The 16,564-nt window shown below is 41.2% G+C and carries 4 protein-coding genes and 1 tRNA gene; 1 reads left to right on the top strand and 4 read right to left on the bottom strand.

The window, feature by feature from the left end; genetic code table 11:
- Positions 1-3: 3 nt before the first annotated feature.
- Complete coding sequence (locus tag DKG77_RS03360; RefSeq protein WP_109660180.1) at positions 4-663, top strand: LysE family translocator; 660 nt, start codon at positions 4-6, stop codon at positions 661-663.
- Between the two features lie 30 nt (positions 664-693).
- Here the strand turns inward: DKG77_RS03360 and DKG77_RS03355 are convergent.
- The 4 genes from DKG77_RS03355 to DKG77_RS03340 all read right to left on the bottom strand — a co-directional run bounded on the left by DKG77_RS03355 (position 694) and on the right by DKG77_RS03340 (position 16,564).
- Positions 694-764 (bottom strand) — tRNA-Cys (locus DKG77_RS03355).
- A 45-nt stretch (positions 765-809) separates the two neighbouring features.
- Entirely contained in the window at positions 810-1,172 is a 363-nt protein-coding gene (gene folB / locus DKG77_RS03350) for a dihydroneopterin aldolase (protein WP_109660179.1), read from the bottom strand.
- A 43-nt stretch (positions 1,173-1,215) separates the two neighbouring features.
- On the bottom strand, positions 1,216-2,166 hold the full coding sequence (locus DKG77_RS03345) for a PorP/SprF family type IX secretion system membrane protein (RefSeq protein ID WP_243414812.1): 951 nt from the start codon (positions 2,164-2,166) through the stop codon (positions 1,216-1,218).
- A gap of 19 nt (positions 2,167-2,185) precedes the next feature.
- Positions 2,186-16,564 (bottom strand): T9SS type B sorting domain-containing protein, encoded by a 14,379-nt coding sequence (locus DKG77_RS03340; RefSeq protein ID WP_109660175.1) that lies wholly within the window; start codon positions 16,562-16,564, stop codon positions 2,186-2,188.

The following is a 16,564-nucleotide window of genomic DNA, read 5'->3' as shown; positions in this document are numbered from 1 at the left end:
AAAATGATCGAAGACATTCAAACGGCTATTCCATTAGGGTTTCTATTAAGCTTTATGATAGGACCAGTCTTCTTTGTTTTATTGGAAACAAGTGCTACAAAAGGTTTTAGGGCCGGTGTAAGTTTTGATGTTGGGGTTATTATAGCAGATATTGTTTTTCTGGTCATTGCCTATTTTAGTAGTTTCCAGTTGTTGGAAAACTTGAGTAACCAACCAGGTCTATTTGTATTTGGCGGAATGATTTTACTGGTATACGGAATAGTAATATTCATTAAAAAAGCCTCAAAAAAAGATAATGTAAAAGCTTCAACGGGAACGTATTTAAACCTTATCATTAAAGGCTTCTTGCTAAACTTCATTAATATTGGGGTGCTTGCATTTTGGTTGGGATTAATTGTGATTGTTGGGCCCAGTTTGGACAATAGTCCAAATAGAATAATAGTCTTTTTTAGTACTGTTATCATTGTTTACTTTGCCACAGACCTTATTAAGATATTGCTTGCAAAGCAACTTAAAAAGTATTTGACACAAGAAAGGATTGTATTAATAAAGAAAGGATTGGGCATAGTTTTGATAGTATGCGGAATAGTATTGATTACAAAAGGGTTTTTACCCAAAGAAAAATTTAATATTAAAGAAGGTATTGAAAGAATAAGCGAATAAAAAACCCAGCAATTTTGCTGGGTTTTGAAGAGGCATCGAGCGGATTCGAACCGCTGTACAAGCTTTTGCAGAGCTGTGCCTAGCCACTCGGCCACGATGCCATTTTAGTGGTGCAAATGTACTACTTTTTTAGCTTACCCAAACCATTATCTTGGCCTTTTGGCCTCTAAAACCACGGTGACACTTTCCACATCTCCCCCAATAGGAGGGTTAATTTTTGAAACTTGAACTTCAGCTGTAGTCACAGACTCTATTTCTAGAAAAACACGGTTCAATATCCTTTTGGCAACATGTTCCAGAAGATTGGACCGGATATCCATTTCTTCCTTAACAATGTTGTTCAAATGAACGTAATCAACGGTTTCCGTAAGTTTATCAGATAGGGAAGGTTTGGATAGATCAGCATAGACCTCAAGGTCCACTCGGTAATCACTGCCAATTAACATTTCCTCTTTAAGGCACCCATGATTGGAGTGTACCCTAATGTTATTTAGTCTAATTTTCCCCACAACGTATTTGTTAAGCGGGACAAAAATAGGTTAAACCAAATAATTAGTACATACACCTACAATTGCTAATACCTTGGAAAAGATCTAGACCCACAGTTAGAACGTGGGTACCAGAACTGTACCCTAGAATTTCATTGGTAATTACCTGATACGAATAACCAAAATAGAAATCACTCTTTTTTAGACCAGCTATTGGTGCAATATATAATGGTTTTCCTACTTGATCATTTAAAAAACGATAAGTAAGTCCAACATAGTAATAATCCTCAAAATCATGGAACCTGAATTTTGCGTTCACATCTGTAACGGAACGGCCATCACTTTCAAACCATTGGAAGAAAACGGAGGGCTCTAATTCCAACTTGCTGTTTTTGTTTTTAGATATGCTTGCTCCGGCATACACGTAGTAATTTCTTAACGTGTTCGGCTCAAATACAGGGTTGAACTGCGCTAAATCCTTGTTTAGGATGTTAGAAGCATTTGCACTGATATAGAATTTGTTTAAACGATACAGAATACCTAAATCAAAATTATGGTTGGTTGTTGACTTATCATCTGTTGGTAGCTGACCATTATTATCCACAAAATTCTCTACATCAATTCTAAATTGATTAAAATTATAGGATATACCAAAAGAAAGGAAAATATCATCATATCTATTTAAAATAAGATGATGAGCAAATGAAACCCTGGCACCCCTTTGTTTTGTTTCTCCATTGCTATCATTGTACATGAGCATGCCAATCCCGGACCGGTTTCCTATTCGTGCATCTGCGGCCAAGGTTTGTGTATCAGGAGCATCCTCAATACCCACCCATTGTGTTAACCCGTTAAGTCGAACTTTAATATGATCTCCAATTCCGGCGTAGGTTGGGGACATTAAAAAAGGATTGTCCGCAATGTATTGGGAAAGCTGCGGAATGGTCAGTTCCTGGGCCTTCACGCCAATGGTTAGCGAGAGTATAAAGATAGAGGTATATAGTTTTTTTAACATGATGTTGTAGGTTAAGCTATCATTGTCGATAAAGGGTAAAATGTCCAATAAATTCACGGTCATCCGTCTCGCCCTGAAGCTTAATGATGTACCAGTAGTCACCAGTGGGAAGGTCGCTGTTGTTGTATATTCCATTCCAACCACTATCGCCATATCCCATACGATAGAGCTCTCTACCATAACGATCAAAAATGATCATTAGTACGTTAGGAAAGGCCTCTAGGTTATCGGGTAACCAGCGATCGTTTAGACCATCACCGTCAGGAGTAAAGAAATTTGGAGTTTCTATGTCTATGAATTCCATAAAAATTTCCATTGTAACCTCACATCCGTTTTGATCAATAACGGTTACAGGATAAGTATCTGTTCTATTTATTATAAAAGTGTTATCAGTTCCATTATCAACATCTCCAAAGAAGAAAGTATAATCTTCTAGACCTCCTTCAGCCGTAGCTGTAATTTCATTGATATTACTGTTTTCTAGAACAAGTGTTAATGGCTCAAATCCGGTAATGCTGAAATCGATGGTGTTTGGACAACCATTTGAATGTAAAATGGTCAGTGTGTGGTCACCAGCCGGGATATTCGTAAAGTCCGAGGTCAACTGCATCATCGCAGGATCTGAAGTATCCAAACCATAAAGCACATCCCCAGAAACCGTTGGGTCTTCAAACACTATTTCCAAACGGTTGGTTGGCAGATTACCAGAACACTCATAAATTGGTGTTACGGTGGCGGCCAAATTAACGCCTGGGTTAATCTCAACAAAAACATTGGATTCACAACCTTGAGCGTCTCTTACAAACACCACATGGGTTCCTGCAGGAAGGTTTTGGAACAAGACCTGGTCTAGAACATAGTCTGCATCGGCATTGGAATTGAGACTTGATTCGTAAGGTGCTGTTCCACCGGTAATATCTAATTCAAAAGAACCGTCGGCACTGTTGAAACATACTTCATGCATTACATTTATTGCCTGAACTTGAATAGGTGCTGGCTGAATTATTTCAAACTGGAAGATTTCAAAACAACCATTTCTATCTTGGGCAATAACATCATAAATACCAGGCGCAAGATCAGTAAAAGTATTTTCTGTATCAAACTGGTCAAGGTTGGGGGTAATGGCATAGAATATTTCACCAGTTCCACCAGAAACCTCAACAGTAATGGTACCATCTTCTAAACCGGCACAGGTAACATCTGTAGATTCTTGTCTATCTATTTGCAACGGAGCAGGATCAATGATGTCAATCACTGTACTTGTTGCCTGACAATCCACACTAATAACATGAACATAGTATTGACCTGCTACAAGACCAGCAAAGTCACCTGTAGTTTGAGGCCCAGCTACCGAAGCAGTCAGCCCAGGGTCAGAAAAGAGTTCATAGCTATAGTTCCCAAGACCACCAACAGCTGTTGCTGCTATGGTGGCAGATGCCTCGCCCGTACAATTGATCATGGCGGCACTATCATCAATATTAATTGATAAAGGAACGATAGGGTCAACCGTTACTTGATTAGAGATCATGGCCTCGCAGCCAAAAGCATCACGGACATAGTACTGGTATGGACCTGCTGGCACTGTGAATGTATGAGTTGTTCCTCCAGCCATTGCTGCATATGAGCCAGGGCTTCCATCTACACTAAATTCATAAGGTCCAGTACCACCTGCTGCTGAAAGCTCTATTTGGGCTTGAGCGGTACAGGTAAGTTGTGTTAACTGAATCAAATTTGCCATAACTTCAGCAGGTTCGGAAATGGTAACCTGAATGGTTTCCATACCACAACTCCATCCGTCAGATACAGTAATACTATATATTCCGGCCCCAATGTTGTTAAAAACTGGACTTGATTGGGCACCAGAAGAAGAAACAATAGTTGTTCCGGCGGGATCATAAACATTCAATTGATATTGATAAACTCCTTCACCGTTCAACACATTAATGGCAGAAACAGTCGCATTGGTATCACCGTAGCAAACCAAGTTTGTTGGGGTTGCATCAATATCTGCAGTAATTGGCGTTGGTTGTACCAGTACAATAGGCTCATTGATGATACAGCCCGCGTTATCCGTTATTTGAACATCAAATGTTCCGGCAGAAAGACCAGAGAATACAAAACTTACAACATTATTGGCGTTGTATACCTGAGCGGTTGTCGTATTGGTCAATTGAATATTATATGGTGTAAACCCACCATCAGGAGACACTTCGATCTCACCTTGGTCATTGGAACATGTAACGTTGGCCGCCTCAACAGGTGTTGCGGTTAAGGCCCTATCCGGAGAAGCTATGGTTACCGTGTTTGAGTCTTCGTTACATAATGGGTTGGCGGTTTCGGTTACCCTTACATAATAATTTCCTCCCGAAAGACCTGTAATTGGTCTTGGGTTTACGCTGGTATCTGTATTCACTAAGGGACCAATAGGATTGTTGGAACTATCAAAAACCTGATAATCATATGTTCCTGTATATCCTGTTATATTGATTTCTAAAGCTCCATTTGTATCTCCAAAACAGATGGCGGGAGCCGTTGCTGTCGCAACCACTTCAATCAAATCATAAGGAAGAATTTCATATGGAGCAGTATCTACGTAACAACCTGTTGTTGTGTCCGTAATTCTGAAGGTATAACTGCCAGAATCGGTTAAATCAAAAGTTGTGGTAACATTTGTTGGTGTTCCTGTAAGTGTGCCCAAGGCATTGCCTACTGGCAACAATTCATAGGTATAGTTGTTTGCAGGATTTCCATCATCTGTAACCGTAATCAAAACTTCCTCATCATTGTTACATGTAATTGCTAAGTTTTGAGTTACTGCCACAGTGAACACATTAATTGGCTGAATAGGTGCAACTATTGCTGTTTGTGGACAAGAGTTGGCATCCGTTACAAATACCGTAATGTTTTGTACAGCTCCTGTATCTACTACATCAAATGTATTTGCGGTCTGGAAGTTAACGTTGTCTATACTGTACAAGTAAGGCCCTGTTCCTCCGCCCGCAGCAACGGTAATGGTTGATGTATTAACCGTATTACTAGCGTTACACAAGAACGGTGTTGCCGAAGCAGAAACCAACAAAGCAGTAGGCTCCGTAACGGTTTCATCATGGAAATCATCACAAGACCTAGATGAAATTACGCGCACACGATAATCTCCTTGAGGAAGGTTATCAAAAATGGCACTGTTTTGTGCAGCTCTATATGGTGTAACAAGGTTAGAAGTTTCGTAAAGCTCGTAAGTATAAATCGGATTGACTGCAGAAGCAGGATCCAATTCTACAGTAAGACTTCCATCGGAACCACCATTACAACTTACAGGATTCATAATCACATTGGTAATAACGGGATCTACTTTATCGTCTAAATCTTGAGTTACCGTAACCACACATGGAGTTACAGTATCCCCATCTGTAACCGTAAAGGTGTAGGTTCCTGGTTGTACAAGCCCTGTAAACACACCGGATGTATTGTTTGCTGTTGTAAATCCATCAGGGAAAACCACATCGTAGTTTAGGTTGGCAGAGCCACCAGTTACATTAATGGTCACATGTCCACCTGGATCAGGGGTACAATCAATTGGTTTTACCACAGTTGGAGTTGCAGTCATCGCATTGAGCAACACTACTGGTCCAACCAAGGTATTACAAGCCCATTGATCTTCTATATACACTTCATATGACCCTTCACCTAGACCACTGAAAACAGGGTTTGTTTGTGGAGAACCAACATTGGCTCCATTTCGAACAAGTTGATACGTATAGTTGCTTCCTTGACCACCCGTTACAGGGTTAGCTGCAGGAATACCCACTACTTCAATTTCACCTTGAAGATTAGTACAATTTTCTTGATTGATTTGTAAATCAGCTACAATTGGAGCAGGGTCTACCAAGTTTTCATTTGGCAACTGGAATTCACATCCGTTTTGATCTGCTACCCAAACCTGATAATCAGTTCCTGGGCCAACACCACCAGCTAAACCAGAGAACAGCGGTGAAGCCTGATAACTTCCAGGGAATGTTGGTGCAGGATTGGAAGCCAAATCTACGAAGTAGGTATAGCTACCCCATCCTCCAGCAGGGTTAATAATTTCGATACTACCATCACCAAGAGCACAAGTTACAGGAGTAACTTGGGTATTTGCAGAAATGCCAACACTTGGACCTGCAATATTAAATGATTGCGTATAGGTACAAGCTGATCCAGGAGGGTTTGTATCCTCTACTTCAATGAAATATGTTCCAGCTGCCAGGGTGCTTATAGTGAAACTACCATCTGCATCTGAACCAATTGAAGTAACATCATCTGCCAAGTTGGTTGGCGTGTTGTTTACATCATAATATAGCGTATAATTTGTTGCGCTTGCATAAGTTACAGCACCAGCATCTTGAAGATCAAACTCAACCGTACCGTTGGTGTCACCAAAACAGGTAATATTGGTTGTGTTCACCACAATTAAATCAAGCACTTGTGGATCAACGACTTCATGTGACACAGCAATGATACATCCAGTCACCGTGTTTCTAACCTCAAAGTTATGGGTTCCTACGGCCAAACCAGTGAAACTTCCTGAAGGTTGAAAAGCACCTGCAGATAAAAGTCTGAACTCATAGTTAGCTGGGGTTGTTACAGAAGTTGTTATAGAACCTGTAGCGGTAATAGTGATGTCTTCACCGGTTACACAAGTAGCGGCTACGTCAACTGCTACGCTTGCGCTTAGTAATTCATCAAATGGATTAATAGTCTCCGTTACTGTTGCAAAACAACCATTGCTGTCATAAACATTTATGGTATAGCTTCCACCTGCAGGATCTGTCTCAGTAAATACATTGCTTGCTCCAGACTGAACAACTACAGGGGCTTCAACAGGAACAGTGTTAGGGTCATCTTCTTCAATAAACTCATAGATAACATAGGTTCCGCTACCACCCACAATTGGTCCCGTAGGCAAAGGAGTAGTCCCAGTATTCACGGTAATGGTTGCGTTGTCCCTATTGTTTCCAGTGGCACATCCAAACTCAACTACTTCTGTTGACACATTGGTAATCGGATCAGGCTGTGTAATTACTTGCGTTAGTGTTGTGGTACAACCATTCGCTGCTGTAACCTCGATAGTATAAGTTATTCCAGCAGCGGTTCCCTCTAGACCAGCAAACGAAGCCGTCGAAGCACTGTTTGAAGCAGGCAAAATTGGGAACACTGCGGCACTTCCTGGGCCAGAAATAATTTCAAAGGCATAAGGGCCTATACCATTATCAATAGCACTTACATTAATGGTTCCATCATCATCACTGTTACAAGTAACATCAGTGTTTGAATCTATGCTAAAGGATGGCATAATTGCTGGGTCAACAGCTATATTTGATACTCGTGTACAGGGAGTTGAGGTATTATTGTCAAAAATGGTTATGGTATAATTCTCAACTGTTGTTGTATTAAAGACAAAAGGATTGCTTGGCAATGCAGTTCTGCTCACCACAGTTCCCGTTCCATCAACAATTTCGTAATCGTAGCTTCCTGCAAACCCCAAGTTGTCGCCAGAACCTGAAAGGACCTCAATGGTTATTTGGGCATCTGGAGTTCCAGAACAATCCAATAGTTTTGTAAGTGCGATATCCACCTCTAGAATAGGATGAACCGTAACCGTGCTTGTAGCAGAACAACCATTGCTATCCAAAATGGCAACATTGTAAGTTCCGGCGGTTACATTATTGAAGATACCTCCGTTGTCCGCATATGTAGCTCCGTTGTCCAAAGAATACAATACCTGAGCGGCAGCACTAGTTACCGATATGGTAACTGTTGACGGGTTGGTGCAGTTGTCCACCACGATTCCATCAATTGTTGGGTTTGGAGTAAGTGTTAATGCAACATTTCCTAAAGGCGCAGCACAACCATATTGATCCTCCATGGTCACATGATAATTTCCGGCAGGTGAGTTTGCAGGAATCTCTATTGGGTTGTCCGATGTAGATACGATTGTAACAAAAGGAGCTGGTCCGGTTACAGTATAAGTGTATGTACCGCCACCACCAAATGGACTTTGAACCTGGATTAATCCTGGATTATCACAGCTTATATTTTGTAGGACAATTGGCGTTCCTGTTAACGGATCCAATTCTTCCAATAATTCATTTTCAGTAGCACCAATACAGCTATCAACTCCACCGCCGTCTACCTCAACTACTTCTATAAAGTAATTTCCTGCACCAAGACCTGGTATGGTAACATTTTGTGGCGATGAAAACGCAACATTTCCTCCACTATTAGCTACGGAAACAGGAGCACCAGAACTCATATCAAAGACTTCCCATCTAAATTGCGGTCCAAAAGGAGCTTGAGTATCTGTAACGGTATATGTTATACTTCCATTTGTTGCTCCAGAACAGGTTGGAGTTATCGTTGATGTGATGTCTAACGGAATGGCAATTAAGTCGTTTACATTGACACTACTTTCCCTTACACAACCTGCAAAATCCCTTACATAGAATGTATACGTTCTACCTGGCACCAACCCCAAAAATGTATGTGTTGTACCTAATGGCAAAGGAGCTGTCCATGTGGCCGTAGCGGGATTAAAGTTTGCTGGGTCATCTGAATACGTGTATTCATAAGGATCCGTTCCGTTCTGCCCTCTTACGGTTACCTGTAATTCGTTACAGTTAACAATAATTGGTAAAATGGTAATATCTAAATCATCCAATGGATATGGAATGATAAATGGAGGAAAATCAGTTTGACATACGGTGTTATTTGACCCATCCACTATTCGCATAGAAGGGTTTACGACATTACCAGAGTTGTATCCTGTAAATTGGTCAGTGGTTCCAGGTGTAGTATTGACAACCCATGTTGTTCCTCCGTCCGCGCTAAATTGAATAGTTCCCAAAGTAGTTGGGTAAGCAGTGAACTCAAAACCAAAATCATTAGGATCTCCTGTACATGTAGCTGGCGTAACACCTAAAATTGTAGCCGTAAGCTCATCTGGATTAGCAATATTTACCGGTGTTTCGGAAACTGTACAGCCTGTGGCATCGGTTACATTTATAGTGTAATCTCCTGGCATTAGGTTGAAGTAGGTTCTACTGGTTGTCAATACATTAGTATCTGTTTGGTCTGAAGCCCCTGCGTTGTCAAGGTCAATAATCTGAATGATGTATGGACTGATTCCAGAAGTAATATCAACAAGAATGGAACCTGTACCATCATGACAAAGAGGGTCCGTTGGTGTATTGGTAATAGTTAATGGAGTTGCAGGATTAACGGTTACAGTTTCAACGTAATCACAGTATGCATTTGCTGCTGAGGTATCTCTAACATAAACATCATAGTCTCCATCATTTCCTGCTGTTACGGCAAACGTGTTTGTTGCAGAGAATAACCCTGTAGGGCTTGTCGCTGTTGGCACAAATGCATATTCCAAATTCGTTAGAGCTGCTGGGGCAGTTACGGTTATGCTTCCATCGGCACAAGTGCTGATATCAACAACATCAATCGTTGGAGCCGGGTGTATGGTGACATTTTCTAATGTTCCAGTGCATCCAAAGCCATCCCTTACGTTAATGGTGTAATTTCCAGATGGAAGATTTGTAAATGTATGTGTTGTTGCAGTTGACGGAGTTGGTGTTACCCAAGGCCCTCCATCTAAACTAAATTCATAATCATTATTTCCAGCAGTCACATCAATTTGGATTGTACCATCATTGTTCCCACCATAGCAGGCAGTAAAAGTATAGGTGACTGGAATAAATGGAGCAACTGTCAACGCAGTGTCTATTGGGTCCTCGCAAAGATTTGCATCTCTTGCGCGCACGATATAATCTCCGGCTGCAAGACCTGAGAATATTGTTGAATTTTGGTAGGCAGTAATCACTCCGCCAACACCATCTTCTAATTGGTACTCATATGCCGGCGTTCCCCCGGTAACAGAGGCCGTAATGGTTGCACCTCCATTTATACAGGTTATGCCATCAGTAATCACTGCTGTTGTCTCTAGAACAACAGGTTCAGCTAACGCTTGTGTTAATGGAATAGAACAAGTATTGTCCAATACATCTCTAACCTCAATGTTATGAGGAGCTGCAGCTGGAAGGCCTGAAATTGTTACTGGACTTGCAAAAGCAGTAGTATATGGCCCTGCTCCTCCTAGTCTATATTCAAAACCATTTACAGCGTCGAAGTTTTCTACTTCAAAAGTGATTGTCCCGTCATTGGCTGCATTACAGGTAATATCTGAAAAACCGGTTATTGAAGCTCCAAAAGCATTTCCGGCCTCTACTTCAACATCTACGGTCAATGTTCCAGCACAAACTTCAGGAGTTTGGGTAGCTTGTATATTATCAATGGCAACATCATTTCCACTGGTGCCCGTAGCAATGGTCCTAATAACGATATCAATTGTGGTGTTTGCGCCTGGATTTAGCGCAGGTATTGTAAGGTTTTGCCAGTCGTTAGGACCGGTATTTTCTGGAATTAAACCTGTTGTTCCACTAGAAATAACCACCCCAAATGGATCAACAAGCTCTACAAGGATGTTGGGTTCGATAAGACCACTACCTTGATCAACTAAGTTAAATACCGCTAAGGAAAACTCGACATCTCTATTGGGAATTACCTCAACATCTTCTTTAAAATAGACAACGGTGTTTACTCCAGGGTTACCTACGTTTACGGCTAAATATCTTCCGTTAGGAGTCAGGGACGCATCGTTTGGACTTGTCCAAGCACCAAAAGGAGCTACAATATTGCTGGTAACACTATATTGTAAATCATTGATCTGGAAGTTGGCGTCCGGACATGTACCCAGAGAGGCATCCTGAGATTCATAACAGTAGAAAGCAGTATCGACTTCGGGGATTGGAATGTTGGGCCCAACACCAAAATCTTCAGTTAACAGCACACTTGGCGCAGGGGGTGTATTGTTTGTATAATTAACGGTAATAGTGTGCGATCCAACCAGCACATTATCAAACACATTGGATGTGCTTGGGGTGTTTGGAGTTGCATCAATCTCGTAAGTATAACTGTATCCTGCATTATCAGGAGTTATTGTAATTATTCCCTCACCATCACATTCGTAATCTATTGAAGTCGTTACACCTGGAGGGGTTGGCTCTGGGTCAATAGTTACCGTCATTGGGAATGTACAATTGTTTGCATCCCTAATATATAGAGTGTGGGTTCCTGGAAGCAAGAAGCCAATTGGACTGGCAACATAGTTTGTGCCTCCATCAAAGCTGTATTCATATGGTGCTGTACCTCCAATAGCATTCGTAATTCTTACCTCAGCCCCTAGGCCTGGGTTACATTCTGCCAATTGTGTTACTGCAGCTGAAGCGGAAAGCGTAAAGGGCTCCGTTATGTTATGGGCTTGTGAAATGTCACAATTATTGGCATCCCTTACCCTAATATCATAATTTCCAGCGGCCTGATTTACAAAAGTATTTGAAGTTTGATAGGTTGTTCCGTTATCAATACTATATTCAAATGGAGCTTCTCCTCCTGATGCTGTTATGGTAATAGTGGCCTGAGCCTCACCACTACACTGAATTCCAGTGTCTACAATGGACAATGACAATGGAGCATCTTGAACAATTGTAAGATCAAAAGAAGCTTCACAAAAGCCAGCATTACCAGCATTGTCTCGTACATAAACATCATAGTCCCCTGCGCCTGTTATGCTGACTGGGTTTGTTGTTGCAAAATCACCTGGTGTCGGAGCAACTCCATCACCTACAATTGCATATACATAGTTGTTATCACCTCCAACAGCGGTAATGTTTACATTAGTGCTGGTTGCACATGCAGTAATGTTTGGAGCGGAGGCAATGACACTTAATTCTGGATTTATGGTAATTGATGCAGAATCTGTACAACTTTTACCGTCTCTCACATCTATAGTATACGTTCCATTGGTTAGACCAGCAAACACGTTGCTTGGCCCAAAAGCACCGCCATTAAGGCTATATTCAAAGTTGCCATCACCACCGGAAGTTACATTAGCGGTAAGGGTTAACCCGATAGCATCATCATAGCAGGTATCGTTTGGAACAATTGCAAGTACCGGCGCAATAGCTGGATTAAGATTAAAGGTTGTGGTAACCACGCAACCATTGGCATCGGTTACGGATGCAGTATATGTTCCTGTTTGGGTAAGCGAACCAAAAGCACCAGTAGAATTTGTGCCGAAAGGTGTAGTATCTGGATTGGTTAGGCTATAGGTATTACCACCCCATCCTCCTGTTGAAGAAAGGATTACGCTTCCATCTGTAGGACATGTTGGTTGTGTTTCCGAAGCACTTAATGTTAGTGCTGCGGGAGGTGCATTTATTGTTACGTTGGCAGTTGCCGTGCAAGTTGTTAGATTATCCGTTACAACAATAGTATAGGTTCCATCGTCCAAACCGGTCAATGAAATTGAACCGTTGGTTTGTGCATTTCCTGAAAAGTTTGCAGGACCCGTAACGCTATAATCGAAATCGGTATTAAAATCTGCTACGGTAAACAAAAGTTCGCCATCAGTATCTGTAAAACAGGTAATGTTGCTCACCAATTGTCCAACAACTGTTATTTCAAAAACAGGATCTATGGTAAAAGTTTCGTTGTATACGCAGCCTTTGTTGTCTGTTACTCTATACGAGTAGGTACCAGGAGCTAGGCCATCAAAATCAGCCGCATTGCCAGTAATTGAAGTTGCAGCAACAGGTGCCGGTGCGGTAATTTCAAATACGAAAGGTGCATTTCCGTTAACTACTGTTACTGTTACATCTGATGTTAAGGCAGGACAACTAGGTGTTGAAGCCGTAAAGGTTAAATCTGTGGGTGGATTTAGAGGGTCTAAGGTAATTGCATTAGTGGTAAATGTACAATTGTTAGCATCTCTTATGGTAATGGTATGAGCTCCGTTTGTAAGGTTGGAAAAGCGTTCTGCTCCTGCTCCATTGACGAAGTTTACACCATCAATGCTATATTCATACGGCGCAGTACCTCCAATAACATTTTGAGCTTCTATAATTCCATTCTGCAAGCAGGTGTAGTCTTGTATTAAAACGGCGTTTCCTGATACGCCCGAGGTTGGTCCTCCAATAGTGTAGTTTTCAAAATAATCACAGGAAGAACTTCCTTTTCTTTGGTTTAAGCGAACTGAATAATCTCCTTGAGGAAGATTTGTAAAACTTCCTGATGTGTTGGAATCAATTTCTACACCTCCAGAATCTAGCAAGAAAAAGGTTACTTGGTACCCGTTGGTGTTGGTCATGTTAAATGAAATGGTTCCATCACTGGCGCCAAAACAGGTTTCGTCTGTCTCTGCCGTGGTATATTGAACAGCTGGCTCAAAGAAAATGGTTACCGTGTTAGAAAAAGCAGAACAGTTGTTTCTATCAACAACAACAAAGGTGTAATCACCCGGATCAAGAATGTCAAAAATGACACTTGTTTGGTATTCACTTGCTGGAATATCCCCAACCGTTGGGTAGGAAGTTACTGTTGTTCCCCCATCATCAATATAGGACCAAATAGCATAGGTATGTGGAGTTTGTCCTCCTGTAGATTCCATTTGAATATTACCCTCTCTACATGTGATATGTTGAGAAACTCTTGCCGTTAGATCAAGGTCTGTCAAATCATTAATGGTAACCTGCTCTGAATAAACACAGCCATCATCTGTTGAAACATCAACGTCATAAACACCATCATTTAAGTTTTGGAAAGTGTAGTTGTTGTCATTGGAAGGGCCAAAGGTGTCTACCGTTGTTCCTCCTTGAGAGATTTCATAATAATACTGAGGCTCTACATTTAGAATTGAGATTGCTATCTCCCCCAAACCATTACAATCTGTGTCCCTAGGAACAACATCTACCTGAAAATCTCTATCCAAGATACCAATATTATCCAAAACAAAGACACAACCATCCGTTACGCCCTGCTGTCTCATTTCAACGGTATATGCACCATTGGTAGTGATGTCAAAACTTGGGTTTGAATTGTATCCGACCACAACAGTTCCTGATACTTGGTCTATTAGACGGTACTCATAATCCAATGGCATATTGGTTACGGTGATGTTACCATCGGTGTTACAAATAATATCACTGGAATTGTATTGTGGATCTAATGGGTTTTTAAAAACATTAAAGTTGAATCTTCTAAAACAACCATTTGCATAGTTGACGGTAACACGAAATTCACCTGCATCTGAAGCCATAAAATCATTTCCGGCACCCACTGCGTTCCAAGTACAACTGTTGCTAGTGTTGGCACAGTTTGGTGTTGCAGCAGCGCAGCTGGCTTCATCCAATTGTTCCCAAACAATACTGCTTGCCGCAGGAATGTTAATTTGTATAAGTTCGGTATCATTTAAACCACACAGAAATATTTCTGGCAATTCGCTACCATCGTTTGGACAGATTAAAATTTCTCCATCAACCGTATTGGTGGTATCGTTTATTAGGTCAGTAATTGGATTGGTAAGCCCTGCTCCTGCTCCAAAAACCGTAACTTCTATGATTTCTATGAAGTCCTTACAAGGGTCAGCCACCTGTTTGTCCACGATGTATGTTCCGGGAGTGTCCACTAAAAGTGTACTAGGGTCCGCATCCGCATCCGCATCCGTTACAACTGTATCACCAGCGGTTATTGTCCCTGATCCATCCACATCCAAATACCAGGTATAGGAATCAAAATTATCCCCTGCATCCAATAAGACATCTGCACCACATAATTCTGCTGTACTAGTAAAGCTACAAGCCGTTAAGTCATCAAGTAAAAAGTTGGTTGCCCCTGGTGTGGTAAAGCCGCAATCATCAAAATCGGATACACTGGGGTCATCACTAATTTGGTTGGAGTTTATTACTCCTTCGTAGGTAGAGTAAGCTAAGTTTTGTATAATATCTGTACATGCATCTACAAAATCAAAACAATTTTGAGCCACTTGCACTCGCATTCTAATTTCTGAAATAGGATCTCCTTCTTCCACTAAATTATCAGGAATTGAGAAGACGACTTCCCTAGTAACTGAATCATAAGTATATGTTACGCCTGCGGGCACCGTTATGGTGGTTTCATCTAGGGTTACATTTGCTGGAAGAATATCCCTTATGACATAATTGGTTGCGTCATCATTACCTGTATTTACAAAGGAAAGAACATAATCCAGAACTTGGCCCAGATTAACGCCGAGACCTGTAATATCAGTACCGGCAATATCTTCCACCTTTTTCTCTAGAACAATGTCTGGCTCAATGATCTCGACACCAAAGGCGACCAGAAAAGAAGCGAACCAGTCACCACTCGTTCCAAGTCTAAGAGTTGCACTGTTATCACCATTGTCAATAATACTATTGCTTGGATTGTTTAAGTCAAAAACATCCGAATCAAAACCAATGGCGTTGGTACTGTTTATGTTTCTTGTAGCGACATTGACCCCGTCTTCTGAAATGGTTGAATTAAAGAAGTTATTGTTTGGGTTGGCCGCATTTGTAATATCTGTGAAGGTTGCACTACTGTTTGATATAATTCCAAAAGTATCACCAGAAAGAGAAGTCTCACCTTCTAGCGCACTTACTCCAATTCTTGCATTTACAGGTCCAACAGGAATGGTGTTGAAACCAGAAACTGTGATGTCGGCCGTTCTGTTACCAGATTGTGTGGTTATTCCTTCATACCCATCAAAGACAGAAATATATTTTCCAGTGAGGGTTGGGTTTTCATAAATGACCACTAAAGTCCATCCGGCAGCACCGTGATTTGTTGACCCTCTTGTCCCCCTAACGTTTGCAACAGTATATTCTCCCTCAGGATCGGCAAGCGCCTGTAATAGTGGCGTTACATTTTTATAGCATACATAAGGATCATTGGGAAGAATGTTATAACCATCAACAATAATGGCATCTTCATCTCCTACTGGATCTGGATTGTTATCTGCAACAATGTCTACATAACTGCCTCCGGGTACCATAAATTTTATGGCCGTGACATCATAATGATTATTGTCTACTGTAAAATTATTATTAAAATCACCCGCTTGGTTTTTCCTCTCCTCATCATAGTTACCAGCCCAATATAGACCAGCCCAATATATTTGGGAACAATCCGGAACGGACAAAGTGGAACTACTGGAACTGTATGTAGTTGGGTCGGAATCTATATCCACATATTCAATATGTAGACTGTTGTTACTTCCATTACCATTATATGGTGTGTTCACGCCCGTTCCGTTAGAGAAAACGCGGTTCATTACACTATTGGACAAGAAGGTATAGTCACCCTTTATGTTGATGTAGTTGTTGCCCGCGCCGTCAGTAAGTCTGGCTGTAAAGGGCACTTCCTGGGCTTGACCTTTAAAGCCTATAAACCATATGCCGATAAGGCAAAGTGCTGTTTTAAGAAATTGATTGGTCAT

Source organism: Flagellimonas aquimarina (genome assembly GCF_003149745.1).
In the GTDB taxonomy this organism is placed as follows: domain Bacteria; phylum Bacteroidota; class Bacteroidia; order Flavobacteriales; family Flavobacteriaceae; genus Flagellimonas; species Flagellimonas aquimarina.
This window is presented reverse-complemented; position numbering and strand designations above follow the sequence as displayed.

Coding starts and splice junctions, on each gene's coding strand:
- DKG77_RS03360 (WP_109660180.1), top strand. CDS start 4: ATGATCGAAGACATTCAAACGGCTATTCCATTAGGGTTTCTATTAAGC.
- DKG77_RS03345 (WP_243414812.1), bottom strand. CDS start 2,166: ATGTTAAAAAAACTATATACCTCTATCTTTATACTCTCGCTAACCATT.
- DKG77_RS03340 (WP_109660175.1), bottom strand. CDS start 16,564: ATGACCAATCAATTTCTTAAAACAGCACTTTGCCTTATCGGCATATGG.